Genomic DNA, 22,898 nt, shown 5'->3' with positions numbered 1-22,898 from the left:
AACTTGCCGATTTAAAAAAAACACGGAAGCCGTGCGGCCCCCGTGCCTTGTTGCTTTTGTTATTCGACGATATCCTTGCCGTTGATCTCGACCCGATGCCCTTCGCCCGCGTCGAAATGCACGGAATAGTTGCCGGCGGGCTTGTCAAAGGTGCACTCGCTGTCCTGGTTCATTTTGGTTTCCAAGACGGATTTTCCATTGCCGTCCAGCACATGAATGTTGACCCCCGAGGCCGAAGAGCCGTCGGAGAATCCGCCCTCGCAGGTGACGGTGTTGTCGCCATTGTCAAAGCAGCTCATCAGCGGGCTGTGGGCAAACGCCTGTCCGGCAAGGGCCATGACAGCGGCAAGAGTCAGTACAATCATCAGTTTCTTCATTATAAGCTCCTCCTTGTGAGCATGTTTATGAGCATTGTTCCTTGCAGGTGGCCGGAGCAACCGGCAACGTGTCGTCCTTTTCCTCCGTATTGGGTATAAGGGCCATGATGAGCGTCACGGCGACGCACAGGCCGTAGAAGGCCCACATGGCCTCAATTCCGGTCAACCCGAGCAGTGATCCGCCGGTAAAGACCAGACTGGCCACCACCAGCCCGAGCAGGGTCTGGTAGGCGATGGAGAACAGCATCCACTTGGTGGAATTGGACTGGTGCCGAACCATGATGGACGCGGGCACGCACGGCGGGTACAGGGCCATGAACAGCATCAGGGCCAAGGCGTGCAGCGGGGTGAAGCCGGACTCGCCCGCCTTCATGCTCTCCTGCACGGACTGGTCCGTACCGTCGATGCCGTAGATGGAGCCCAGCGTAGCTGCGGAATTCTCCTTGGCCGCAAAGGCCGAGAGCAGGGCAATGTTGATGCGCCAGTTGAAGCCTGCGTATTGGGTAACCGGCTCCAGCGCTCTGCCCAGAGTTCCAAGAAAGCTGCTTTCAAACCGCTCGGCCCGGGCCTCGCGACGCACCTTCTTGCGGACCTTGACCACCGTCTTGAGCGACCGGAACAGAGCTTTGCCGTCCTTGCCCTTACGCTTGATCACGGCATAGTAGACAGGGTTCTCCGCCTGAAACTGCTCATTAATGGCCGTGGATGCGGCCTGGTCGGTTACGCCGGTCTTGGCTCTCCGCAACGACTCCTCGAACAGGATGATCGGCAGGACGTCATCACGGGTGATTTTCCCGTTGTATTGGGTCTTGGTCACATCCTGCATAAAGCGGGATACCGCCTTGTCCTGCATGCTCTGATACTGATCCAGGCGCGCCTGCGGCAGTCCGGGATAATTGATGAGCACGAAGACCACCACGGCTACGGCCGCCACCACGGTGACGATCTTCTTGAGGAACAGCCAGACGCGCTCAATGGCCCGGCGCAGCACCCCGCCCGCAGTGGGCAGATGATAGGGCGGCATCTCCATGATGAACGGCGCGCTTTCTTTCTTGCGCAATACGGTCATGGACAACACCTTAGCCACCGGCAGGGCCATGAACAGGGTAACGGTGGCGATGAAGAACATAGCCAGTCCGCTTACGTCCGCAAAGTATGCCCCGATCAGGATCAGATAGAGCGGCACCTTGGCCAGACAATTCATCATGGGCACGATCATGATCGTGGCTAGGCGAGCTCGTTCGTCCGGAATCGCCTTGGTGGCCATTACGCCGGGAATGGCGCAGCCGCCGACGTACACCCCGCCCAGGATCATGGGCAGCGTGGACTGGCCGTGCAGCCCGAACCGACGGAAAAGCCTGTCCAGAATGAAGGCCATGCGAGGCATGTAACCGCTGTCCTCCAGGATGGCGATGAGGCTGAACAACAGAAAGAAGATGGGCAGATAATTCAAAATGGCCGTGGTCGACTTGACCACCCAGAGGCCCAGGGACCGTAGTAACGGATCGCCTAGAAATCCGGCAGAAGGGAGGACGTCGGCCGCAAAATTCTCCAGACCGCCCCACAACGGCCAGATTTGCAATGCCAGCCAGTTTCCGAAGACGATGGACACCTGATACAGAACGAAAAGGATGCCCACCAGGATCATCGGCCCGAACACGCGGTGGCAGATGATCCGGTCCGCCCGGTCCGAAAGATTAATCCGTTTGGTTTCGGGCAGCGTCAGCACCTCGCGGCAGATGCGGGCGCACTCGCCGTGCCGGGAAAAGGCGATGTGACGTTCAGCCTGTCTTCCCGCCTCTTCCGAAAACCGATCCCTGCAGGCACCGGTGGCGTTCATGACCCTATCGGCCTCCGGGTGCATGCGGCGAACCAGGACCTCGGCCTCGCTGTCGTTTTCCAGCAGCTTGATGGCCAGCCAACGCCCGGGATACTGGATGCTGAGTAGCGAATCCTCAGCCAGCAGCTCTTCCAGTTCGGCAATATACGGTTCCAACGGGCCGTAATCGATCCGGTACGCCTGACCTGGGCCGGTCTCGGCCAGGGACTGCACGGCAGCGCGCAGGGCCTCTTTGCCTTCACCTTTCTTGGCTTTGGTCGGCACCACAGGGGCACCCAGAATGGAGGCGAGCTTGTCGACATCAACGGACTGCCCGCGACGCTCGGCCACATCCATCATGTTCAGGTTGAGAATAGTCGGCACCTCCATCTCCAGCAATTGCAGGGTCAGATAGAGGTTGCGTTTGATGTTGGAGCCGTCGGCCACGTCAATGACAACGCCTGGATTGTCCCCCAGCAGAAAATCACGGGCCACACGTTCTTCCAAAGAGTAGGAGGTCAGGGAGTAGGTGCCGGGGAGGTCGACCAGTTCGATGCGGGTTTCGCCGATGGAAAAGGTTCCGCTTTTTTTCTCAACGGTGACGCCAGGATAGTTGGCCACATGCTGCCGCGCTCCGGTGAGCATGTTGAAGACCGTCGATTTACCGCAATTGGGTTGCCCGGCAAGGGCAACGAGAAGTCGTTGCGCAGCCATTACAATTCCACCTCGATATGCCGGGCTTCGCTGTGGCGCAAGGAGATATGGTAGCCGTCAAGCTGCAACTCCACCGGGTCCACCAACGGCGCGTTGCGGACGATTTGAATCTCGGCGCCGGGATAAAAGCCCAAATCCATAAGCCGCTGCCCCAAGGCACCGACGGCGGTAATGTCAGTCATGGTGCAACCGATACCCGGCCGCAATTCATCCAATGTCATAAGGCCCCCTTGATACTGCAAATATGGAAAGCTTTCTTCGACAGCGCTCAAGCCACTAACACCTTGGCGGCTATGCCGCGCTCGACCATGACCCTTCCCTCGCCAACCGACACGAGCAATGGGCCTTGACCATTGTTGAAGACTCTGACCTCGGCACCGGGGATAATCCCCAGCGATTCAAGCCGTGTCCGGGCCTTGACGCCGGCATCTACGGCTAGAACAAACGCGGTTTCTCCTGCTCCCACCGTTTGCAGGGTTTTCTCGTCAGCCATGATTTCCCCCTGAATTTTAGCGACCCAACGGTTGCAGTTGATAATGAATTTCGGTATCAGAGATATGCTTTGAACATAGACGCGTCAACAAAAAGTGGGAATTGAAACGATATCGCAAAAAGCGGCCGGGAGTCTCGGAAACCAGTATGCGTATTGAGATCGTGAGTCATCCAAGGGGGGACGGAGTGCAATGCAGGAAGCCCTGAAAGCCTTTAAACAGTACCTGACAATCAACAACCTCAAATTGACCCAGCAGCGGCTGCTCATTTTCAAGGTTTTCATGAGCGACAACCACCAGTTATCCCCCGAATCCCTGCTGACCGGCGTTCAGGACGTAGATGAAACGGTAAGCCGGTCCACCGTCTACCGAACCGTGAAGCACCTGCATAACGCCGGGGTGGCCCGCTGTGTTCACCGCTCGGACGGAAGCACTCTTTATGAACCCATGGGGGACCAATGCAGCCAGATGATCTGCGAAAAGTGCGGCAAAGCCATACCGGTCAAAAACCCTTACCTCGACTGCCTCCAATCGGAGACGGCCCGGCAGCAGGGATTTACGCTCTTCCGGTACCAGACGGTTATCTACGGATTGTGTGCCGAGTGCAGCATAGCCCAAGGACAGGAACACGCCCATCCGGGCATAATCAGAAAAAAACAGTGAGGAAATCGAGATGACCTTTCGAACGACCATCAACAGCAAGGGCGATCCCAAAAAACTCATTCGACGCGGCCTGAAATCAATGTTTCCCAACTATGACCGTCCCGAACCGGCCACCCCGCCGGTCGACACGGAGTCCGACCGCAAACGCTCCGAATCCTAAACCGGCCAAGCCCGCGCCGCCCAGCCTGGTTTCATTGCCACGAGGTGCGGGCCGGACGGCATCGCAGGTCCGACCGAGGGATACGCTCCGAAACAATCTCAAACAAAAATTCAGACCCGGCACGCACAGCTGTTGCGGCGTCGGGTTTGAATCTTTTCTGTCTGGAAATGCGGGCTTTTATTTTTTCCGGCAGTCGGGGCAAATGCCGTAAAGATACATGCGATGCCGTGTCAGGGTGAACCCCGCCGCTTTGGCCACGGCTTCCTGACGCGCCTCGATGGCGTCACTGCAAATCTCCACCTTGCGCCCGCAGCGTACGCAGATGAGATGGTCGTGGTGCTCTTGCCCGAACGACTGTTCGTACAGGGCCACTCCTCCGCCCGGATCAAATGAATCGGCCAGACCGGAATCCACCAGCAGCTTGAGCGTGCGGTAGACCGTGGCCTGGCCTATATCCGGGGCTTTGTCGCGCACCATTTCAAACAGCCGGTCCGCGGTGAGGTGCCCCTTGGCGTCCAAAAACGTTTCAACGATAACCTTGCGCTGGGAAGTCATGCTGAGATGGTGTTGCCGCAAAAATCCGATGAAGGCGTGCTGTGCTGTATACTTCATGCGACGTAATGAAACTCATTTTCAATATCAATTCAATCAAAAACCTGCGACGGCCAAAAATTTTGCCGCGGCAACACCTCGGGCGATATGTTCGCGGGTCTCCCGAGTCAGCTCCAAATGCTCCACAATATCAAGCGGTGCGCTCTCATACGCGTTTCTGAGCGCGCCCTCGAAATCGTCCCGGAGCCTCTTGAACGCTCTTCGCACGTCATCAAATGCATCTGCAGGCGGCCGCCAGCCAAGTGTCAACGAATCCGAAAGGACCCGTTGTCCATGGGAAGGTGTCATAAGCCGATAGTGCTCGGAGCAGGGGCCGAACCGCTCGTCCGCGCCGGGATAGCAGTAGGACCGCCAGGAAGACGGAGGACGGACCAGGGCGTCCTCCAGCACCACCTGCGGCACGGCCAGGGCCGTTTCAAAATCTTCGAGTTCAATGGTATACTTGAGCACCGGACGATGGTTGCCCCGCCGTTTGGCAATGGTCCAATCAATCTTCATGCCGCCTCCTTAATTGATGTCGAGGATTTCACCAAAGGGTGGAGTGCCGCCCTGTCCGCCTATACGGGCCCAAAGCACCGGATATTCCGGCTCCCGCGCTGGAAAGCCGGTGCATTCCAGGTCCGTCAGGTATACCAGGCAGCCCGGATTCAGCCCGGACTCCCGCACCCAGTCAAACACTGGCCGGTAGTCCGTTCCTCCGCCGCCCGTGGGGTTCAGTTCCAGCGGCAGATCAGCCCGGCAAAAGGTCTCCGTTCCGGCCATGGCACTGTCGCAGTAGGCCACGTGCAAAGTGGTGTCGTAGGCATCGAGAATGCCGGAGACCTCGGCCGCGAATTGGTCCATCTCCGGTTCGGAAACGCTGCCCGAAGTATCGATGGCCAGGACCAGGTCCGGCAGTTGCCGATTGGAAAGGGAAGGCAGGAGCACGTCCAGGTGCAAAAAACGTTTATTGGGTGGGGTCCAGGAATAATCGTCACGTGCCCGGTCGCTGATGTACTGCTCCAGTAGCTCGCGCCAGTCCAGCACGGGATGGAGCACCGCGCCCACCAGCCGTTCCACGCCGCCGGGCAGTTCGCCCATATCCCGCGCCTGGCGGGCGGCCTCGGCCAGGGCCAACTCCCATTCCTCGTCCGAAGCGCCCTCGGACGATCCGCCTCCCTCGGCGTCTTCCGCGCTGTCGCGAACTTCGCCGCTGCCACCGGGATCACCGAACATCTCGCCGCCCATCTCGCCGGATTCATCGCCTTCGCCGCCGATATCCATGTGTCCGTCTGATTCGCCGCCGGGACCCGACTCCGAACTTTTCCCGAGATCGTCGCCGTCGCCTTTCATCCCGGCCGCGCCGTCCCAGTCCGCTTCACCGTCGGAATCCCCCTGACCTTCGGACAGCGACGGGCGCATCTCCTCGCCCCTTGAGGCATGAAGGTCGGCGTAGATTTCATCTGCGGTAAGACCGTGGTAGGCCGGATTGTCCAGATACTTGGGCGGCAGGTCCAACCCCGCATCGAGCAAAATCCAATTGATGGCATAGTCGCTGGCCATGTTCCACAGCTTGGGATCGCGTCCGGCCCGGCGTGTATGGTGCTGGCAGGCGGGATGCATGACCGTGTGGGCGAGCAGCCCCTGGACCTGCTTACGGCGCAATCCGGCCACATAGGCCGGGTTGTAGGCCAGAGTCCGACCATCGGTCCAGGCCGTGGCGCAGTGCGGGTCGGGCTTGGGCTCCATGCGCAGGCACAACGAACCGAAAAACGGATGGTCCAGCAACAACATGGTGCGCGCCTTGCGCAGTTTGGCAGCGATACGGTCCATCACAGCAATACGTCCGAGTTGGCAGTGGCCCAATCGGAGAAGGCCGGGGTTTCGACCACACCACGATGCTGACGCACCGCGTCCCGTACCAGAAGCACACCGAACTCTGAAGGCAACCGACCGGCATAGGTCACGATGCCCTCGGCCGTGTCCTCGCCGGCGCGCTTGGCCAGCGCCTCGCACAGGGCGTAAAGGGTGGCGGGTTCCTTGGGCACGGCTGCCGTATCCGGCCGATCAATGACCGCATCCGGGTCCGGCAATTGGCGATACATGCGAGCAAATCCGGCGAACTCCACCGCAGCTCCCGCTCCCACGGTCCCCTTGAGCAGTGCCGTCTCCACGTCCGCATCCGGCCGGGAAGCGAGAATGCGCGCGGCAAACTCCCATGAGCGAGGCGAGGGGAAAGCCTTGATGTCCCGTTTCGGATCGAAATCGTGCAGCAAATTTGGCCGGAACCGGATAAATGCGCGAATTTCCTCGGCCAACCCGGACTCCTCGGCCCAGGCGAGCCAGGTCTCGGCGTCCACGGTAAAATCCAAATGCACGAATCGATTGGCCAATGCCGACGGCATGCGGTGCGTTACAGCGCGATCGGTCTCACGGTTGCCCGCCGCGATCACGGTCCATCCCTCGGGCAGTGTGTATTCGCCAACCCGCCGGTCCAGCACCAACTGGTAGCAAGCGGTCTGCACCAGAGGCGGGGCGGCATTCAATTCATCCAGAAACAGGATGCCTTCGCCCGAAGTCGGCAAAAACGCAGGGGGGCACCAGTGCGCTACGCCGTCTTTGACGGTGGGCAGGCCGCGCAGGTCGACAGGATCAAGAAGCACGGCCCGGATATCGGTCAACGCAAGCCCCAGCTCGGCCGCCACCTGAGCCACAACCTGGCTCTTGCCCACACCGGGCGGCCCCCACAAAAATACGGGCTGACGCAGGGGGATGAGCGTCTTCAACGAGGTCTTGATACGTCCGGCGTTCATGCATCCCTCACATCTGAAAACTCCACCAGGTTGAATTTGAGGTTCTGCACGTCTTCCATGAACTCTTCCCCGCACTCCATGGCGGACTCGTTTTCCTCATGGTAACGCCAGTTGACCACGATGCTTTTGCCAAGGTCCGCTTGATCGTCAAGCATCTCGAAAAAATCCATGAAGGTCTTTGAAGTGGAGGAGTTGAAGTAAAGAATCTCCATGTCGATCTCCACCTGGCTCCCATTGGCCTGAGTAAAATAATCCGTAAGCCAATCGAACATGGGCCGGTAAAATGCCCAGCAGTTTTCCGGGTATGATTCGCCCCGAATCTCGAAAGGCATATTTTCGGGATCGAACTTGATATACGGCGACGAAGGCGTCGCCTGGACTTTGTATTTTTTCATGGCTACCTCCTTACTGGGTCACCACTTTCATGGAAAAGAACGAAGTCCCCGCGTCCACGGGCACAATGGCATAATCCAACGGTCCGTCCGCCTTGCGCGCCATCTCCACGAACCCGAGACCGGCCCCTTTTTCCGTACCTCCGTCAGGCTGGCGGCGGCATTCCCGGTAGTATGCCTTGAGTTCCTCGGGAGTCATGCCCTGGAGCTTCGAAATACGCTGGGTCAATTCTGTGCAGTCGGCAGCACGAACCGGATTGCCGCAGGCCACGAAAAAACGGCCGTCCTTCTCGCGGCCGACCACCACCTGGCCGTGTGCCATCTCCTCGCAAACGCCTTCACCGGGAGCGCGCCGATCCGCGGAATAGCGGACGATATTTTGCATCTGCTCCACCAGCACGGAGAACACACGTTGTACCTCGCCCACACCCGCATCCTCCGCCCGCATGCGGGTACGCATCTGCCCGGCGAGGGTCTCAACCATGGCCTGCGACACAGGCCCGTTGAAGTAGAGGATCACTCCCCCCTGGGTCATTTCATCATAGTATTTGAACAAACTCATGCTCATGATTCATATCCTCACAGTTTAAAACCAATGACCGTCACGTCATCCCGACGGATCTCGGTTCCCTGATACGCTGCCAACTCAGCCAGCAGGTTCACTCCCTGGGCGGACAACGGTGTTTCGCGTTCCCGCTCCATAAAAGTCATGAACCGCCGCTTGCCAAATGGGATACGCAAATCGCCGCCCACCTGATCGGTCAAGCCGTCCGAGGCAAGATAAAAACGCATGTCCGGAGAAGGTGAAACCGGGATATCGGTAAAGGAAAAATCCGGATCGGAACGAACGTAGCCAAGGCCACAACGGTCGCCTTTGATCACGCGCGCACCCTCGCGATCGAGCAGATACAGCGGCGTGTTCGCCCCGGCAAAAAACAGGGGGCCATTTCGGGATACATGGCACAATCCGCAGTCCATGCCGTCGTCCGAAGGAGCCTCGCGGTTGGTCTGGCCCAGCGAGTCCTTGATCAGCCGATTCATCCGGCCCAACACTGCCGCCGGGCTTTCCTCGCCATCGCCCGCTGCCTTATCCAATAGGGAGGCGACAATAAGCGTCATGAACGCGCCGGGCACGCCATGGCCCGTGCAATCGATAACGCCGATAAAAAAGCCGTTTTCCGTGGGGCGCACCCAATAGGCATCTCCGCCGACGGTATCCCGCTGTTCCCATATGAGAAAATGATCTGGGAGAAAATCGCGCAGGTCGTTTCGGTCGGGCAAAAAGGATTTCTGGATCAGGCTGGCGTACTTCAGGCTCTGTCCTATCTGCCGTTGCGCTCGCGTCAGGTCGTCCATGGCGTGCTGCAATTTGTGCTCGCGGGTGGCGATGGTGTACCCCATCCAGTGCATATTGCGCTGTAATTCAAGGAAGTCATGACCCTCACGCTCGGCGGGAGGCAGATCCACCTGCTCGTAATTGCCTTCCTTGAGCAACTGGCATTGCGCATTGAGTTCCCGAATACTGCGCAGGGCGATGAAGTGACTCAACCACTTGGCTACAGGTACAAACAGAATGATTGTCCCCACCGATAGCATCGCCAGGAAACGGGTCGCCGAGGCCTCCCCCCTGGTTTCGAGCACGACAAAGGACGCCAGCGGAGGCAACACGATTCCGAGCAGCAGCACAGTCGTCATCTTGCGTTCAACGCTCCAATCGCACACGCCTCTGACCATGTTGATCAGCACGCTCATTCCGTCCTCCCCGCACCATCTCCGCACGCTACCCGGGACAAACCGCACTCAGAGCTGCCCCGGCGGTACGCCTCCACCCTGTCGCGGCCTTTTTTCTTGGCTGCATAAAGCGCGATATCCGCAAACTTGAGCAGGTTGTCGAGGTCGTCACCTTCCTCCAGCGCGGCCAGCCCCACGCTGACCGTGAGCGAAAATCGCACATTGCCACACTCCACCGACGCTTCACGGATGCGTTGGGCGATGCGCTGGGCCACTATGCAGGCCTCCCCAGCCGTCGTATCAGGCAAAAGGACCACAAATTCCTCCCCGCCATATCGAGCCGCCAAATCCACTTCCCGCACGGCCGAAGATAAGGCCTGGGCCAGGCAAACAAGTGCCTTGTCACCCGCGTCATGTCCGTAGGAATCGTTGACGTTCTTGAAAAAATCCACATCCAGAATAAGCAGGGAAAGCGGCAGCGCCCCTCGTCGGTTGCGGGCCAGTTCACGCCCGGCCAACTCCATGAAATATCCACGATTCCACAGACCGGTCAGACTGTCCGTGCGTGCCAGGCGGCACATCTCCTCCAGCATGCCTTTGCGTTCGGTCACATCGGCAAAGACACCGACCACTGTATCCAAATCACCATCCGCACCCCCATGGACCATGCTGGCGCTGACCTCGACCCAGCGGCAGACGTTATCCGGCCCGCAGACCTCCACCTCCCGGCTGCGCACACCATCCGAAACCAACAGGGACGTATACTGGTTATAATCATCCGGAGTCTGAAACAGGGCTCGAATGTCGGATACCTCTGACAAAAAACTTTCACTGTCCGAAAATCCGAACATACCTGCCAGGGATGGGTTGACCTCGATAAACCGGCCATCCGGCAAGCAACGGTAGATGCCCTCAGTGACGTTTTCGAATACGCCCCGATACTTGGATTCACTGGCCTTCAATTCGCCGTTCAATGCAGTGAGCGCGCCCTGTATACGGTCTCCCATAGTCATCATGCGCCTGGCCTGACGCAACAGCCGGGCATATCCATGTACCAAGTCACGCATGGTGCTGTTCGCCTCGGCGTCCAGCCCAGCCAATCGCCCGAGCACGCTTTGCGCCTGCTCCAACAGTTTCTCTTCCTTGTGAAATACTTGCATTCTCTTTCGCCTGCACAAGGCGACTTAAAAAGCCGCCATTACCGCAGCCTCCATCACCACAGCCTCCAGACAAGTCATCACCATCACGGACGCTGCGGCAACCCATGTCATGCGAAGCACGTTGCTCCGGACCTCCTTCCGAACCCGGCTACGCCGTGTGGCCATCTGTGTGGCAATTTCAAACTGAGGTCGGCCCCAAACCATATTTCGCCTCGCTTCTTCGTGATATTGAAAATCGTTTTCATCGAATATTGTCATTGTTCCCGTTTGTCAACCTTGATTCAAGCTCAGTATCTCCAAGCCTGACAGCGGATTTGTGTGGGGGGTACGGACTGTTACTTGGTTGCTATCCCCGTATATGCGCTGGGCATCCCTCACCAATTTGAATACTTCCCAGTATGCCCATCAGGCCTCTGCAAACAGCGAAGGCATAACCGCCAAATCAAGTTGAAGAGATTGGAATCAAGGAGAGCACTATAAAGCGCAGGGACAATAATCCTTGTAACTACGTTGCAACAAACGCCAAAAGCTTTGGCCCGACCTTAGGTGAAAGTGTGGACGAATGTCAGGGGATATCCTTTGAGGCCATCGCCAAACCGGAAACCGAATCGTCATACGGGCACGGTCCCCGGTACGCCGCCCAGATCCAGCTGCAATACGAACTGGGACTCCGGCGCGAAGAATCGGCAAAAGTCGATCTGGTCGTGGACGGGAACAGGGGAGGCCGCATCCTGCTCATCCAGCACGGCCCCAAAGGACACGGCTGGGGAAGACTGGCCCCGGCTCGACGCCGCAGCCCGGGATGACATCGAAGTCGCTGCCGATCATTCCCCCGGCCGTCGGCTTGTGGCCGATGGGCAGGGAGGACTTTCGCCCTCATGGACAACTCATCGAAAAAAGTAAAAATACCCTATCTTGATTCCATGAATTCAGCGGGGGTGGACGACTACTCCTTCCACCGCTTCGGGGCATCGGGTGCCCCGGCGAGGCCTCCGGCGGCCTTTCCCCTATGCCAGTTTCAGCGCCTCAGGCATGTCCGGCATGGCGCCCGGCATGGCGCAGACGGTGGCGGCGACCTGTGCGGCATAGCGGTTTATCCGATCCACGGAGCTGCCACGCAGATAGGCGAGGGCCATGGCGGCGGTGAAAGCGTCGCCTGCGCCTATGGTGTCCACGATCTCGGTCGGTTGGCCGGGCAGGTCGGACGTTTCGTTTGGTGAGATGATGAGGCTGCCGTCCGGACCTCTCGTGAGCACGGCGAGCTTGAGGTCGTAGCGCATCAGGAGCGTCTTGAGCGCGGCGTGGGGATCGGTTGGCAGACAAAAGAGGTCGATGAGCACGGCAAGTTCCACGTCGTTGATTTTGAGCACGTCGGCCAGGGCGAGGGAGGTGCGCAGGGTGGCGCTGTCCCAGAAATTCTGCCGTAGATTGGCGTCAAAAATTTTGAGCGCCCGGCTGGCGTTGCGGAGCACGGTGCGGATGGCTTGGTGGGAGGCTGGGGAACGCTGGGCAAGGGTGCCGAAACAGACGATGTCCGCGCTGGCGGCCAGTTCGAGATTTGCCGTAGTGGGGGAAAGGAAATCCCAGGCCACGGCGTCGGGAAAGGTGTAGGAAGCCACACCGTCGGCGTCGAGCTCGGCCAGGACCGTGCCGGTGGGGTGGGTCTGGTCGAGGGTAAGATGGTCGGTGGAAACGCCGTGGGCGTCGAGGGTAGCGATGGTCTGGCGGCCGAGGTCGTCATCGCCGATGCGGGAGAGGGGGACTCCGGAACCGCCCAGTGCATTGACATGGTAGGCGAAGTTGGCGGGCGCGCCGCCCAGGGTGGACCGGTCGGGCAGGATATCCCAGAGAATTTCTCCTAGCCCGATGGCGATTATGTTCGGCATGACTAGTGGGTGGTTTGGGAGTTGCTGTGAGGCCGGGCATCGGCCAGGGCCAGCAGCCGGTCGCTTTGGGGGCGCGTGCCGGTGGCCTTGAGCAGGAGCAGATAGTTGTCCAGGGCGCTCTGCATGAGTGGATGGGTGGCTCCAATGGCCTTGTCGTAGATGAGGAGGCCGCGTTCGTAGAGCGGGGCGGCCTGTTCGGGGTGGCCTGTCTGGTGGAGCAGGAGCGCGAGGTTGCACAGGGATTGGCCGACTTCCGCGTGATCGGGACCGAAGTGCTTTTCGCGCACCGCGAGGCTCTCGCGAAAGTGGGCTTCGGCGGCTTGAAGCTTCCCTGTACGGGCCAGGAGCAGAGCCACGGTGTTCAGGTCGGCCGCGACTTCGGGGTCGTCGTCACCCCGGAAGGAACGGTTGATCTCCAGGGCCCGTTCCGCAAGCCGCAGGGCTTCGTCCGGCCGGTCGGCGGCTTCGCAGAGCAGGGCGTAGTTGGACAGGCAGGAGGCGATGGCCGGATGTCCTTCGCCATGGGCCTGGGTGAGGACGCGAAGACATTCCCGGAACGCGGCTTCCGCATCGTTCAGGCGGCCGAGGGCCTGCCGGATGACGCCGAGACTGTTCAGGATCGGCGCGGTGATGGGGTTGTTCTCGGTGAAAATCCGTTTTTGCAGTTCGAGACAGGAGGCAAAGGCACGCTCTGCGCGTTGCGGGTCCTGGGCGGCCCAGAGCACGGTGGCGAGGCCTTCAAGGTCGTTGCAGATATCGGGGTGCTCGGCCCCCTTGAGATCAACATCCACGGCCAGTGCGGCGTCGAGAAAGGCCGCGCCTTCGCGGTGGCGTCCCTGGTAGTGGAGCGCGAATCCGGTCTGGTGCAACACCCGGTTGGCGGCTTCGGTGCGCAGCCCTCGCATCTCGACCAGCTCAAGGCAGGCCTGGATGTGGGGCATGAGCCATTCGTAGACTTCCCATTGTCCCTCGTCCACGTCGGGCAGCACCAGATTGAGGGCATAGACCGCGCGCCCGGCCCAGGTCCTGCGCTCCGGTTCGGACAGAGAATCGAGGATGACCCGGCGTACGTCATCGGGCAGAGTGAAGGTCTGGTTCTCAACGTCGGTTTCCGCCAACCCGTGGAGGATCAGGGGCTCCATGACCGCGGTGGCGGCAAAGAAGGCGGCGGCGGGATTGATGAGGGACGGGTTGTGCAGGGTGCCTTCCATGCCCAGGGCAAAATCGTAGGGCAGGGGGGAGGGGGCGAGCAGGGCCGCCATGAAGAGGGCTTCCGCGCCCCCGGCGGCTTCGGCCTCCACCTCGCGGACGGCGGCCAGGATTTCCTGGACATTGCGTTGTTGGGTGCCGGTCACGTGCGCTCTCCTTGTTTGCCTTGCATATCCCGTGCTTTCTAGCCGGTTTGGCCGGGCAATTCAAGGCGGCAGGATGAAAGCGGTGCGTGTCGGGGAAGCAAAGAAAAACGCCGCCCGGTTCAAGGGGCGGCGTTATGGAACGATATTGATCGCCTTTATCGCTTGATATTGATGGTAGTGTTCAGCAGCGAGTCTGATGTGGTGATGATCTTGGAGTTGGCCTGGTATCCTCGTTGGGTAAGGATCATGTTGGCAAACTCGTCTGCCATGTCCACGTTGCTTTCTTCCAGCGTTTTTTCTTCGATGACGCCGCGTTCCGCTGTTCCGGCCAAACCTTCCCGGGCCGCGCCTGACGCGTCTGTCTCCACGAAGTTGTTGCTGCCGTCCCGCCTGAGTCCCCATTCACTGGTGAAGTTGTAGATCGAGATGGCGTAGAGGTCCTCGGTCTGTCCATTGGTGAAGTGCCCGGACAGAATACCTTCGCGGCTGATACTCATATTCTGTAGATATCCCCATGCATAGCCGTTCTGATCCTGGAAGAGTGTGGCCGATCCTGAGTCGTAGTTGGTTGACCGGTTGATGTCCAGCTTGATGTCGTCCATTGACAAGAGCATGGATGCGTCCTTGCCGATTGCGGCGGCGGAGCCCGCGCCGGACGCCCATGAGGACGACGTGGATTTGATGCCGAAATCGTAAGAGATGGATTGCGCGGTCCCCACGGAGGAGCCGTTGCTGCCGAACGTGAAGTCGAACTGGGGCAGTCCTTCATCGCTGAAGGTGGAGGGACTCCAGCCTGCCAGATCCTTGCCGCCTGCGCCGCTGGCGGAGCCCGGTGAAAAGGCGGACATGTTCACGAGCTTTCCCGTCCCGTCGAATACCAGGACTCCGGTCCCGGCAATCCCTGCGGCGGAGGTGCCATATGCGCCGGACCCGTCGGAATCGGGCGGCAAGGCAACGAGGTATTCCCAGTACGTATAGCCGGGAGTGGCGTTGGACAGCCCGTTTGTGTTCACGGGATCAAAATAGACGGTCAGTTCGTGCGCGTTGCCGTCCGCATCGTATACATCAAGGCTGGATGAATAGGCTGGCTGCTGCCCTCCAAAGACACCTCCGGCGCTACTCGCCGAGCCGTCGTAGGCATTGAACATGGCGAAGAACGGGTTGTTGTCGTCATTGAACTGGCCTGTGGCGAGGGCATCGAGCCTTGTGAACATTTGAATATTACTGGTAGCCTTAGGCTTGGAACGGACAACCCGGACATTCTCCCCGTCTACCACGATGTCTTCGTAGGGGAGTCGTACATCGGATACGGAACTGGATATTTGCCCGGTCTCCCGGTCCACTTGATGCCCCTGGAGCCGGTAACCGCTCGGATCGACCAGGTATGCATCATTGTTGAAGTGGAAAGCACCGGCCCTGGTGTATCGGGTGGTGCCGAATTCCGCGTCACGCACGCCGTAGAATCCGTTTCCGGCGATGGCGATGTCGGTGACCGAGTCGGTTGACCTTCGTCCGCCTTCCAGAAAAATATTGCGGATTTCTGCCATGCCCACGCCCATGCCGATCTGGCTGGTGCCGATGGCGCCGTTTGGATACTGCGCACCCCCACCGGCCATGACGGTGCTCATGAGATCACAAAATTGGGCATCCGATTTCTTGTACCCGATGGTGCTGACGTTAGCGAGGTTGTTCGAAACCACCTGCATTTTGTCCGCGTGGGCAAGAAGACCGGTTGCGCCGGTGTAGAGTGAACCGAAACCCATACTTCCTCCAATCCGGGCGAACCCGGACTCGGGCGGGAATCACCGGGTGACCCATTCCCCGGAAAAAAATTCCCGACTCCTTCTCGGACAGGATACAGCAAGGGCTATGCCAAGTGTTAAGAATTATAAATACAGCATGTTGAAGCGCTGAGAGACGGGCAATGGTTGCCGAGACCCGACCCTGCAACAGCGAAGCAGTCGTGCACATTCTGTATTTTCTTGCCAGGAGGTTTTCCTGAGCGTAGTGTGCCCGGACTTACTGTTTGGCAGTAAAAACCGACAACCATAATGGAGATCGTGACATGAAACGGACTTTTGCCCTGCTGGGCGGTACCCTGCTGATCCTTGCGCTGCTTGTCGGCTGCAACCAGTCGTCCAATGGCGTGAAAATCGGCGTGGTGGACGAAGCCGCCGCCTTCAAGGACAACAAGGCCGCGGCCAAGGCCATGAAATACCTCCAGGATCTGGGGGCTCCGCTGCAGAAGAAGGCCGAGGCGGCCTACAAGACCATGCAGCAGGATCAAAACGAGGCCAACGTCGCAGCCTACAAGAAAGCCATGGGCGAGTTGCAGACGGTCATGAACGGCGAACAGCAGCGCGTGGTCGCCTTGATCGACGCCAAGTTCAATGAAGTGCTGGAGACCTACCGCAAGGAGAAGGGACTGACTGTGATCCTGAGCAAGCAGGCCGTCATCGCTTCCGACCAGACCGTAGACATCACTGCCGATATCGTTGCAGCCATGGACAAGGTCGATATCGATCTGACCCCGGCTCAGGCTCCCGAGGCCCCTGCGGCCGAAGCTGCTCCGGCAGCACCCGCTCCGGAGAAGGAAGCCGCTCCCGCAGAGACCAACAAGGAAGAAAAAGCGGAATAACCTCTGCTTCATCTCGTAAAAAAAAGGCCCATCCGCTCGGATGGGCCTTTTTTTGTACGTGAAATCCGCACCGTTTCATGCCTCTGCGGCCATGAATGTTTTGATCTCCTCGTGGGCCGCCACAAGCAGGTCGGAAAATTGGTCGTACAGCTTGCCGGTTTCGGCCAGATCGCCTTCCTTGGCGGAGCGTTCCATGCCCAGTGCCAGTTCCACAAGCGGTCCCGTCCGCACCACACCGCACATGCCTTTGAGCGAATGGGCACGTTTGGAGGCCGTGTCACCGTCTTGTTCCGCCAAAGCCTCCCCCAGCTGCGAGTGCCGCTCGGGACTGTCTTCCATAAATGCGGCAAGCAGCTCCATCGCCAGCTCGCGGTCATTTGCCAGACTCTTCAAAAAAGTCTGGGAATCGAATATGGATTGCGTCATCCCCTCCCCCTAGTTGATTTTGAAAATCCCTATAGCAAATAGCAGAACTGGACCGTTCATGGAAAGTATTATAATGCGTTTATATGAATTGCTTCATAAAAAAGTGAAAAATCCTCAGCTATTGCTGCAAGTGAATAGTTTTTCTCTATGACTTTTCTAGCTGACTGTCCAATATTCTTTATAGGACAGTCGTGCGAGAACAGGGCGGCAATGGTATCCGCCAGTGCGGCGGGAGATTCAGGAGGAACGACCCGCCCGGAGTCACCCACCAATATGGCACTGTCCCCCACGTCCGTAACCACGTTTGGCACGCCGCAGGCCATGGCTTCACCCACGGTGTTTGGAAAGGATTCGCCCCGGGAGGATGAGACGTGCACATCCATGGCCGCCATGAGCCTGGGAATGTCGGCCCGCTCTCCCAGCAGGTGGACATTTTCGGCCCTGAGGCCGGACTGGCTCAGCCAGCGGGTCAGGCGAACGTTGTCGGCATCCACGTTGCGGCCGATCATGAGAAAGTGGGGATTGTCGAGTCGGGATTCGGCCAGGGCCGCGGCTTCGATAAAGGTATCGTGCCCTTTCATGGGATCGAATCTGGCAACATGGCCGATGACCGGAGCGTCCTGGGGGATGCCGAACTCGTTGCGCACGTCGCGACGGGCTGCCTCGTCCGGCCGGTAAAGGCCGGTGTCGAACCCGTTGGGGATGATCTTGAATTGCTTCGGTCTATAACCCAGTCCCTCATGGAAACAACGAGCCTCGGACGAGTTGGTCAGCACCGCGTCCGGCCATCGGGAGAGCGCGGCGCACGCCTTTAGGGTCAGGGTAGTGGTCAGGGGGTATTGTTTCAGGTCCATGAACGAGCAGCGCAGGTTCCAGACCAGAGCTGGACGGGGATGAAAGGGAAAGGCGGTTCTGACGGCGGCCAGTCCTAGAAGATCCGCGTGGTAGAGCCATGTCTGGACCAGATCGGGCCGGAAGGAGCGCAGGATGCGCATCAGGCGCCACAGGGCCAGCGGGGAGGGAATGCCCCGGCGCATGTTCAGGGTGTCCACGGCGATGCCAGCCTCGCGCAGTCGGTCGCCCACCGCCCCGGGCGGGATGAGGGACACAACGCGGCAGGGAAACCGTGCCGGGTCCATGTGTGTGGCCAGGCGCAGGAGCATGGTCTCTGCTCCGCCTATATCAAGGCCGGTGATGACGTGCAGTATTTTCATGTCGCAGGTTGTGGAATTAGCACCATCCCCGGGAAAAAACCATAGTGTCGGAATCGGCTCAGACGCAGCCGCAGGCGTCTTCCGCCTGCTGCCACTTGCCGTTGTGGAAAAGAAGCATGATCTCCCGCAATACGCCATTGCGGCAGTTTTGCAGGCACACGGTATGCGGCTGTCGGGTAAAAGCCGAGGCCACTTTCTTGTGACGCGGCAGCCGGGCCCGGACCCAGACATTGTCTGCCGGACGGATGGCTGCAATCCGTTTGTAGGCCGCCTCCTGACGGCAGGAACCCTGCCCCGGCGCGGTGATGACCGTTGGCCGGTCCAGATGGAGTTTATTCTCTTTTCCCAAGAATTCGAGCCTGGAGTCACTCAGGAAAAGGGCTCCGCATTCTGCGTCGCCGTATTGAAAGACGAGCCCGTTGCCGTCATGGGCCAGCCCGATGGCCTGACTGAAAAGGGTCTTTGGCTGGGTTGTCGTTAGCAAGGTGGGCAGCGGATCGGCCTCCACACCGTTGAGACACCGCAGCGGATGGCGGGAAACAAGACCTCCTGCCTGCCGGTCCACCCGGCGGAAAAGGCGTAGTCTGATGCCTTTCTCCTCGGCCAGGGCAAACAGCATGGCGGACATCACCAGCGGAACGATAACTTGAGCCGTTCCATTATCCTTATTGGAAGAAGGCTCGAACCGGTTCAGGATCATGCGGCCGCAGATCAGCGCCAATTCCATTTCATTCAGCGAGCCGAACAGGGAACTGGTGATATCCGTAATCTGTGCGGATTTATCCTCGGAGTCCGCGTTCATCAGCCTAATGATCTGTAAGAAGTAGGGCGTCCATCCCTTTCCGTACAGTTTGGGCAGGACATCCTGCCAGGTCCCGAGGCCTGCGGCGACAGCCAGGGCATAGAGCGCACAGACTGCGCGCCATCGCCGGCTCAGGGAGCTGGAGATGGTCGGCCATACGGGCCGTGGCCCGGCGGGCGGGACTATTTTGGTTGCCGCGACATCCAGCCAACCCGAGAGATCGCCATTGTAATGAGTGGCCAGTTCCGGAAGTACCGAAACCTCCTCGGGCAGCCAGAGCTCACTTATGGGGATCGAGCTGCGCATGGCGTCCAGTATGCCCCCGCCCTTCTCCATGGAAAGAGAAGAACAGACCGCAGCTCGAATCTTGCGTACGCCCCGCTCGCGCAGCATGTCCGGCAGGCCGCAGCCGAAGCCGCCGCCGTCCATCAGATATACACCCCGTTGACTTCTCAGCAGATAGGATTCTCCCGTCCGTACAGGCATCACCCTGAATTCCGTATCCATTGTGGGGCCCCTCCTCACCCATTACAGGGAACTGGCATCCGGAAACGGTTGACTGCAAAACCGTCCGGAACAAAGGGATTGAATAAATATAGTTTATTCTGAAATGTGTCGGAAAATCGGTGGAATGCGACGCTTCCTCCAAAACGCCTCCACGGACATAATAAAGTAATAGCCTTGTCAAATCAAGAGGTTAAATGCTGACTTAAACCGGGTTCCACACCTTGCGCCAAGCGTTGACAAGACGTATTTGCCTCATTATATGCCACCAACCAAACGTCACAGGAGATGTGAGAACCATGAAAAATGTCCTCAGCTACACCCTGACGCCGGTGCTTAGTGCGCTTCTTGTCATTTTGGCTGTAGTTGTCATCGTCAAGCAGCAGGAGATAGACACCCTGCATCATAAGCTTATATTGACCGAGCAGACCGCCGAGGCCCGCAAAGGCATGATCGAGGAAGTCCGGCTGCTTCAGAAGGCCCTGACCAATTCGCCCGTGCGGACGGTCACCGTCACCGCTTATAATCCGACAACAGATCAGTGCGATGCGGACCCGCTTATCGCAGCGTCCAATCGCCGTGTCCGGCAGGGAACCATTGCCGTGTCCCGCGACCTCTTCGACCAGGGATGGGTCTTTGGCCGCAAGGTCCGCATCGAAGGACTCGGCATCTTCGAGATCAACGACCTCATGAACAAGCGCTTTACCAAGCGTATTGATATTTTCATGTGGGACGAGACCAAGGCCCGGGAGTTCGGCAAGAAGAACATCCGCGCAGCACTGCTCGCCATCTGATCCCGATTCTCAGGGTAAAAACGGAAGCGGGCGCGACTCTTCGGAGTCGCGCCCGCTTTCGTTTGCTTTGGTCCGAACCAGGAAATGTCCGTAATAATTCCCCCCGTCGGTTTGTTTCAGCATCCAATGCCGCAATATCCAAATAAAATTTGACTTTTAAAGGGGTATTTCCCAATGTAAAAATGGATATGGTTCCATACAAACCAAAGCAGGGGATGATATGAGCTTTAACCTTAAATTGATGACGTCCGTTATCGTATCCACATTACTTTTGCTGACCATAGCCGTTGGGACATCCTACGTGATATCCCTTGACGCCATTGGTTTTCTGGGGCGGTCCACTATCCGGAATCAGATTTCCAGCTTGGTGGAAACCCTGAAAATGCAGAACGACATCACACAGGAGAAGCTGGAATCCGACCTGGGCCTCATGGGCCGGGAAATCGATGCCCGTGGCGGATTTCAACTGTCTGCCAACGCCACGGTTGCCACCAGGATGGTTAACCAGATCAGCAAAGAGGAGGACTCGGACGAGATTCCGGCCCTCATGTTGGGTTCGGAGATCATCAACAACAATTTCAGCCTTGTGGATTCGGTCCAGTCCATGGTCGGCGGCACCAGCACCATTTTTCAGGTCTTGCCGGGCCGGTTGCTGCGTGTTTCCACCAATGTGAAGAAACTGGACGGCAAGCGGGCCGTGGGCACCTATATTCCGGACAGCAGTCCTGTGTACAAGACCGTCATGAGCGGCAAGACCTTCCGGGGCAAGGCATACGTGGTGAACGACTGGTATCTCACCGCCTACAAGCCCATGAAGGATGCTGCCGGAAACATTGTTGCCGTGATCTACGTGGGGCGGAAGATCCTCACGCCTCAGTTGAACCAGCTGCTGGACAAGATTTCCTACCATGATTTCGGATCGGTCTTTGCCGCGTTGACCAAGGGCTCGTTCATCTTCCGCAAGGACGAGTTGGGTGAACCGGCCAAGGAAACAATGAAGGCCCTGCTTTCGGCCCGGGACGGTTTTGTGGAATACCGGCAGGGCGGCGTGACCCGGCTGGCCTACGTCAGCTACTACGAGCCGTGGGATTGGCATATCGGCCTCTCCCTGGACGAGTCCGTAATCGACCTCGGTACCGACAAAACCATGCTTTTTGCCGGCATTGCCATTACCGTGGCGGGCATCCTGCTCTCCGCCATTTTCTTCGTTTTTCTCATTCGCAGACTGCTTCGTCCTCTGCAGGAGCTTTCCGGGGTTACCGCTCAGATTGCGGCAGGCAATCTGGATGCCAGGGCCCGGTATGACGCCGATGATGCCATCGGGGAGACCGTCCGTTCGGTCAATACGATGGTCGGCAACCTGGAGGAGAAGATTCAGGCTGCGGACCGGAGCGAGGCCGCAGCCCTGGCGGAAAGCGCCCGGGCCCAGGAAGCGATGAAGGCGGCCGAGCAGGGCAAACAGCGGGTGGAGTCCCTGCTGGAGGCGATTACGCACGTTGCGGAGCAGGCGTTGGGCATTGCCACGGACCTCGCCTCCAATGCGGAGCAGCTCTCTTCCCAGGCCAGGGATATCAAGGGTGGCAGCGAGACGCAGAAGATGCGCATCCAGGAAACCGCCACGGCAATGATCCAGATGAACGCCACCGTGCTTGAGGTTGCCCAGAACGCGGCTGCGGCGGCGGAGGGCACGGAGCAGGCCAAGGAAAAGGCGGAGGAAGGCTCCGCCGTGGTTGCAAACGTCGTTTCGTCCATCAGCGAGGTTTCGGAAAAGGCCGAGGCCATGCAGGCGACGATGAACGACCTCGGGCACAAGGCCGAGAGTATCGGCGGGATTTTGAGCGTTATTACCGACATTGCGGACCAGACCAACCTGCTGGCCCTCAACGCGGCCATTGAGGCGGCCCGGGCCGGTGATGCCGGACGGGGCTTTGCCGTTGTGGCCGACGAGGTCAGAAAACTGGCCGAAAAGACCATGCAGGCGACCAAGGAGGTCGGCGATGCGATTAGCGGCATCCAGGCCGGAAGCCGCGTGAACCTTGAGGCCATGGAAGCGTCGAGCGCATCGGTGGCCCGGAGCACGGAGCTGGCCCGCGAGGCGGGACAGGTGCTCAATGAGATAGTCTCCATCGTGGACAGCGCTGCGGATCAGGTCCGATCCATTGCCACCGCATCCGAGGAGCAGTCCTCAACCAGCGACGAAATCAGCCGCTCCACAGAGGAAATACAGACGATCTCCCATCAGGCGTCAGAAGGGATTTCCCAGTCCGTGGATGCGATAGGCGACATCGTGGAACTGTCCGGGAAACTGCAAGAGATCATGAGCGATCTGCAGCAACGGACGCAAGAAGAGAAAGCCTGATAGCAAACG

At 58.9% G+C, this 22,898-nt stretch carries 24 protein-coding genes; 6 read left to right on the top strand and 18 right to left on the bottom strand.

The genetic code is table 11. The annotated features are described in order from the left end of the window. Positions 1-59: 59 nt before the first annotated feature. The 4 genes from ACI0FG_RS15755 to ACI0FG_RS15740 are packed head-to-tail and all read right to left on the bottom strand — an operon-like array spanning position 60 to position 3,403. Complete coding sequence (locus ACI0FG_RS15755; RefSeq protein WP_419785957.1) at positions 60-377, bottom strand: hypothetical protein; 318 nt, start codon at positions 375-377, stop codon at positions 60-62. A 25-nt stretch (positions 378-402) separates the two neighbouring features. Continuing rightward, entirely contained in the window at positions 403-2,910 is a 2,508-nt protein-coding gene (feoB, locus tag ACI0FG_RS15750) for a ferrous iron transport protein B (RefSeq protein WP_419785956.1), read from the bottom strand. Beyond that, positions 2,910-3,131: a FeoA family protein gene (locus ACI0FG_RS15745; RefSeq protein WP_419785955.1), complete on the bottom strand. Its 222-nt coding sequence runs from the start codon at positions 3,129-3,131 to the stop codon at positions 2,910-2,912. The genes feoB and ACI0FG_RS15745 overlap by 1 nt, the downstream gene beginning before the upstream one ends. Positions 3,132-3,178: 47 nt before the next feature. After that, positions 3,179-3,403, bottom strand: a complete 225-nt coding sequence (locus ACI0FG_RS15740) for a FeoA family protein (protein ID WP_419785954.1) — start codon at positions 3,401-3,403, stop codon at positions 3,179-3,181. Positions 3,404-3,593: 190 nt separating this feature from the next. Between ACI0FG_RS15740 and ACI0FG_RS15735 the strand changes: the two genes are divergently transcribed. After that, a complete protein-coding gene (locus ACI0FG_RS15735; protein WP_419785953.1) occupies positions 3,594-4,064 on the top strand; it encodes a Fur family transcriptional regulator in 471 nt (156 codons plus the stop codon). A 10-nt stretch (positions 4,065-4,074) separates the two neighbouring features. Further along, positions 4,075-4,224 carry a hypothetical protein gene (locus ACI0FG_RS15730; RefSeq protein WP_419785952.1) on the top strand — a complete coding sequence of 50 codons (150 nt, stop codon included), beginning with the start codon at positions 4,075-4,077 and terminating at the stop codon, positions 4,222-4,224. Positions 4,225-4,401: 177 nt separating this feature from the next. Here the strand turns inward: ACI0FG_RS15730 and ACI0FG_RS15725 are convergent, their stop codons facing one another. From ACI0FG_RS15725 to ACI0FG_RS15690, 8 genes are read right to left on the bottom strand one after another with little or no spacing between them, the layout of a single operon-like run. Continuing rightward, positions 4,402-4,836, bottom strand: coding sequence for a Fur family transcriptional regulator (locus tag ACI0FG_RS15725; protein WP_419785951.1), 435 nt, complete (start codon positions 4,834-4,836; stop codon positions 4,402-4,404). Between the two features lie 36 nt (positions 4,837-4,872). Further along, positions 4,873-5,334, bottom strand: a complete 462-nt coding sequence (locus ACI0FG_RS15720) for a hypothetical protein (protein WP_419785950.1) — start codon at positions 5,332-5,334, stop codon at positions 4,873-4,875. Between the two features lie 9 nt (positions 5,335-5,343). After that, positions 5,344-6,648, bottom strand: coding sequence for a vWA domain-containing protein (locus tag ACI0FG_RS15715; RefSeq protein ID WP_419785949.1), 1,305 nt, complete (start codon positions 6,646-6,648; stop codon positions 5,344-5,346). Continuing rightward, positions 6,648-7,628 (bottom strand): AAA family ATPase, encoded by a 981-nt coding sequence (locus tag ACI0FG_RS15710; RefSeq protein ID WP_419785948.1) that lies wholly within the window; start codon positions 7,626-7,628, stop codon positions 6,648-6,650. The genes ACI0FG_RS15715 and ACI0FG_RS15710 overlap by 1 nt, the downstream gene beginning before the upstream one ends. Next, positions 7,625-8,023 carry a DUF1987 domain-containing protein gene (locus ACI0FG_RS15705; RefSeq protein WP_419785947.1) on the bottom strand — a complete coding sequence of 133 codons (399 nt, stop codon included), beginning with the start codon at positions 8,021-8,023 and terminating at the stop codon, positions 7,625-7,627. Before ACI0FG_RS15705 ends, ACI0FG_RS15710 begins: the two co-directional genes overlap by 4 nt. A gap of 10 nt (positions 8,024-8,033) precedes the next feature. Then, on the bottom strand, positions 8,034-8,588 hold the full coding sequence (locus tag ACI0FG_RS15700; protein WP_419785946.1) for a SiaB family protein kinase: 555 nt from the start codon (positions 8,586-8,588) through the stop codon (positions 8,034-8,036). 11 nt (positions 8,589-8,599) lie between these two features. Continuing rightward, positions 8,600-9,772 (bottom strand): PP2C family protein-serine/threonine phosphatase, encoded by a 1,173-nt coding sequence (locus ACI0FG_RS15695; RefSeq protein ID WP_419785945.1) that lies wholly within the window; start codon positions 9,770-9,772, stop codon positions 8,600-8,602. Further along, the gene (locus tag ACI0FG_RS15690) at positions 9,769-10,911 is read right to left on the bottom strand and encodes a sensor domain-containing diguanylate cyclase (protein WP_419785944.1); all 1,143 of its coding nucleotides are present in this window, start codon (positions 10,909-10,911) and stop codon (positions 9,769-9,771) included. Before ACI0FG_RS15690 ends, ACI0FG_RS15695 begins: the two co-directional genes overlap by 4 nt. A 554-nt stretch (positions 10,912-11,465) precedes the next feature. Here ACI0FG_RS15690 and ACI0FG_RS15685 point away from each other — a divergent pair. Further along, complete coding sequence (locus ACI0FG_RS15685) at positions 11,466-11,717, top strand: hypothetical protein (protein WP_419785943.1); 252 nt, start codon at positions 11,466-11,468, stop codon at positions 11,715-11,717. A gap of 201 nt (positions 11,718-11,918) precedes the next feature. Here the strand turns inward: ACI0FG_RS15685 and ACI0FG_RS15680 are convergent, their stop codons facing one another. The 3 genes from ACI0FG_RS15680 to ACI0FG_RS15670 form a co-directional block, all read right to left on the bottom strand. Next, positions 11,919-12,797, bottom strand: a complete 879-nt coding sequence (locus ACI0FG_RS15680; RefSeq protein WP_419785942.1) for a carbohydrate kinase family protein — start codon at positions 12,795-12,797, stop codon at positions 11,919-11,921. A 2-nt stretch (positions 12,798-12,799) separates the two neighbouring features. After that, positions 12,800-14,152 (bottom strand): tetratricopeptide repeat protein, encoded by a 1,353-nt coding sequence (locus ACI0FG_RS15675; RefSeq protein ID WP_419785941.1) that lies wholly within the window; start codon positions 14,150-14,152, stop codon positions 12,800-12,802. A 155-nt stretch (positions 14,153-14,307) separates the two neighbouring features. Continuing rightward, entirely contained in the window at positions 14,308-15,915 is a 1,608-nt protein-coding gene (locus ACI0FG_RS15670; protein WP_419785940.1) for a flagellar hook protein FlgE, read from the bottom strand. Between the two features lie 302 nt (positions 15,916-16,217). Between ACI0FG_RS15670 and ACI0FG_RS15665 the strand changes: the two genes are divergently transcribed. Further along, the gene (locus ACI0FG_RS15665; RefSeq protein WP_419785939.1) at positions 16,218-16,790 is read left to right on the top strand and encodes an OmpH family outer membrane protein; all 573 of its coding nucleotides are present in this window, start codon (positions 16,218-16,220) and stop codon (positions 16,788-16,790) included. A gap of 75 nt (positions 16,791-16,865) precedes the next feature. On the opposite strand, the gene ACI0FG_RS15660 is transcribed toward ACI0FG_RS15665, so the two are convergent. From ACI0FG_RS15660 to ACI0FG_RS15650, 3 genes are all read right to left on the bottom strand, one after another. Continuing rightward, positions 16,866-17,216, bottom strand: coding sequence for an Hpt domain-containing protein (locus ACI0FG_RS15660; RefSeq protein WP_419785938.1), 351 nt, complete (start codon positions 17,214-17,216; stop codon positions 16,866-16,868). A gap of 68 nt (positions 17,217-17,284) precedes the next feature. Continuing rightward, positions 17,285-18,430, bottom strand: coding sequence for a glycosyltransferase family 4 protein (locus ACI0FG_RS15655; protein WP_419785937.1), 1,146 nt, complete (start codon positions 18,428-18,430; stop codon positions 17,285-17,287). A gap of 58 nt (positions 18,431-18,488) precedes the next feature. Further along, the gene (locus tag ACI0FG_RS15650) at positions 18,489-19,739 is read right to left on the bottom strand and encodes a hypothetical protein (RefSeq protein WP_419785936.1); all 1,251 of its coding nucleotides are present in this window, start codon (positions 19,737-19,739) and stop codon (positions 18,489-18,491) included. A gap of 296 nt (positions 19,740-20,035) precedes the next feature. Here ACI0FG_RS15650 and ACI0FG_RS15645 point away from each other — a divergent pair, with 296 nt between their 5' ends. Beyond that, on the top strand, positions 20,036-20,530 hold the full coding sequence (locus tag ACI0FG_RS15645; RefSeq protein WP_419785935.1) for a 3D domain-containing protein: 495 nt from the start codon (positions 20,036-20,038) through the stop codon (positions 20,528-20,530). Between the two features lie 220 nt (positions 20,531-20,750). After that, the gene (locus ACI0FG_RS15640; protein WP_419785934.1) at positions 20,751-22,889 is read left to right on the top strand and encodes a methyl-accepting chemotaxis protein; all 2,139 of its coding nucleotides are present in this window, start codon (positions 20,751-20,753) and stop codon (positions 22,887-22,889) included. Positions 22,890-22,898: the final 9 nt, after the last annotated feature.

It is taken from the genome of Pseudodesulfovibrio sp. 7M6 (assembly GCF_050058625.1).
Taxonomy (GTDB): domain Bacteria; phylum Desulfobacterota; class Desulfovibrionia; order Desulfovibrionales; family Desulfovibrionaceae; genus Pseudodesulfovibrio; species Pseudodesulfovibrio salinus.
Note: the sequence above shows the minus strand (reverse complement) of the source record. Positions and strands in the feature narration are given on the sequence as shown.

Coding starts and splice junctions, on each gene's coding strand:
- ACI0FG_RS15755 (WP_419785957.1), bottom strand. CDS start 377: ATGAAGAAACTGATGATTGTACTGACTCTTGCCGCTGTCATGGCCCTT.
- feoB (WP_419785956.1), bottom strand. CDS start 2,910: ATGGCTGCGCAACGACTTCTCGTTGCCCTTGCCGGGCAACCCAATTGC.
- ACI0FG_RS15745 (WP_419785955.1), bottom strand. CDS start 3,131: ATGACATTGGATGAATTGCGGCCGGGTATCGGTTGCACCATGACTGAC.
- ACI0FG_RS15740 (WP_419785954.1), bottom strand. CDS start 3,403: ATGGCTGACGAGAAAACCCTGCAAACGGTGGGAGCAGGAGAAACCGCG.
- ACI0FG_RS15735 (WP_419785953.1), top strand. CDS start 3,594: ATGCAGGAAGCCCTGAAAGCCTTTAAACAGTACCTGACAATCAACAAC.
- ACI0FG_RS15730 (WP_419785952.1), top strand. CDS start 4,075: ATGACCTTTCGAACGACCATCAACAGCAAGGGCGATCCCAAAAAACTC.
- ACI0FG_RS15725 (WP_419785951.1), bottom strand. CDS start 4,836: ATGAAGTATACAGCACAGCACGCCTTCATCGGATTTTTGCGGCAACAC.
- ACI0FG_RS15720 (WP_419785950.1), bottom strand. CDS start 5,334: ATGAAGATTGATTGGACCATTGCCAAACGGCGGGGCAACCATCGTCCG.
- ACI0FG_RS15715 (WP_419785949.1), bottom strand. CDS start 6,648: ATGGACCGTATCGCTGCCAAACTGCGCAAGGCGCGCACCATGTTGTTG.
- ACI0FG_RS15710 (WP_419785948.1), bottom strand. CDS start 7,628: ATGAACGCCGGACGTATCAAGACCTCGTTGAAGACGCTCATCCCCCTG.
- ACI0FG_RS15705 (WP_419785947.1), bottom strand. CDS start 8,023: ATGAAAAAATACAAAGTCCAGGCGACGCCTTCGTCGCCGTATATCAAG.
- ACI0FG_RS15700 (WP_419785946.1), bottom strand. CDS start 8,588: ATGAGCATGAGTTTGTTCAAATACTATGATGAAATGACCCAGGGGGGA.
- ACI0FG_RS15695 (WP_419785945.1), bottom strand. CDS start 9,772: ATGAGCGTGCTGATCAACATGGTCAGAGGCGTGTGCGATTGGAGCGTT.
- ACI0FG_RS15690 (WP_419785944.1), bottom strand. CDS start 10,911: ATGCAAGTATTTCACAAGGAAGAGAAACTGTTGGAGCAGGCGCAAAGC.
- ACI0FG_RS15680 (WP_419785942.1), bottom strand. CDS start 12,797: ATGCCGAACATAATCGCCATCGGGCTAGGAGAAATTCTCTGGGATATC.
- ACI0FG_RS15670 (WP_419785940.1), bottom strand. CDS start 15,915: ATGGGTTTCGGTTCACTCTACACCGGCGCAACCGGTCTTCTTGCCCAC.
- ACI0FG_RS15665 (WP_419785939.1), top strand. CDS start 16,218: ATGAAACGGACTTTTGCCCTGCTGGGCGGTACCCTGCTGATCCTTGCG.
- ACI0FG_RS15660 (WP_419785938.1), bottom strand. CDS start 17,216: ATGACGCAATCCATATTCGATTCCCAGACTTTTTTGAAGAGTCTGGCA.
- ACI0FG_RS15655 (WP_419785937.1), bottom strand. CDS start 18,430: ATGAAAATACTGCACGTCATCACCGGCCTTGATATAGGCGGAGCAGAG.
- ACI0FG_RS15650 (WP_419785936.1), bottom strand. CDS start 19,739: ATGGATACGGAATTCAGGGTGATGCCTGTACGGACGGGAGAATCCTAT.
- ACI0FG_RS15645 (WP_419785935.1), top strand. CDS start 20,036: ATGAAAAATGTCCTCAGCTACACCCTGACGCCGGTGCTTAGTGCGCTT.
- ACI0FG_RS15640 (WP_419785934.1), top strand. CDS start 20,751: ATGAGCTTTAACCTTAAATTGATGACGTCCGTTATCGTATCCACATTA.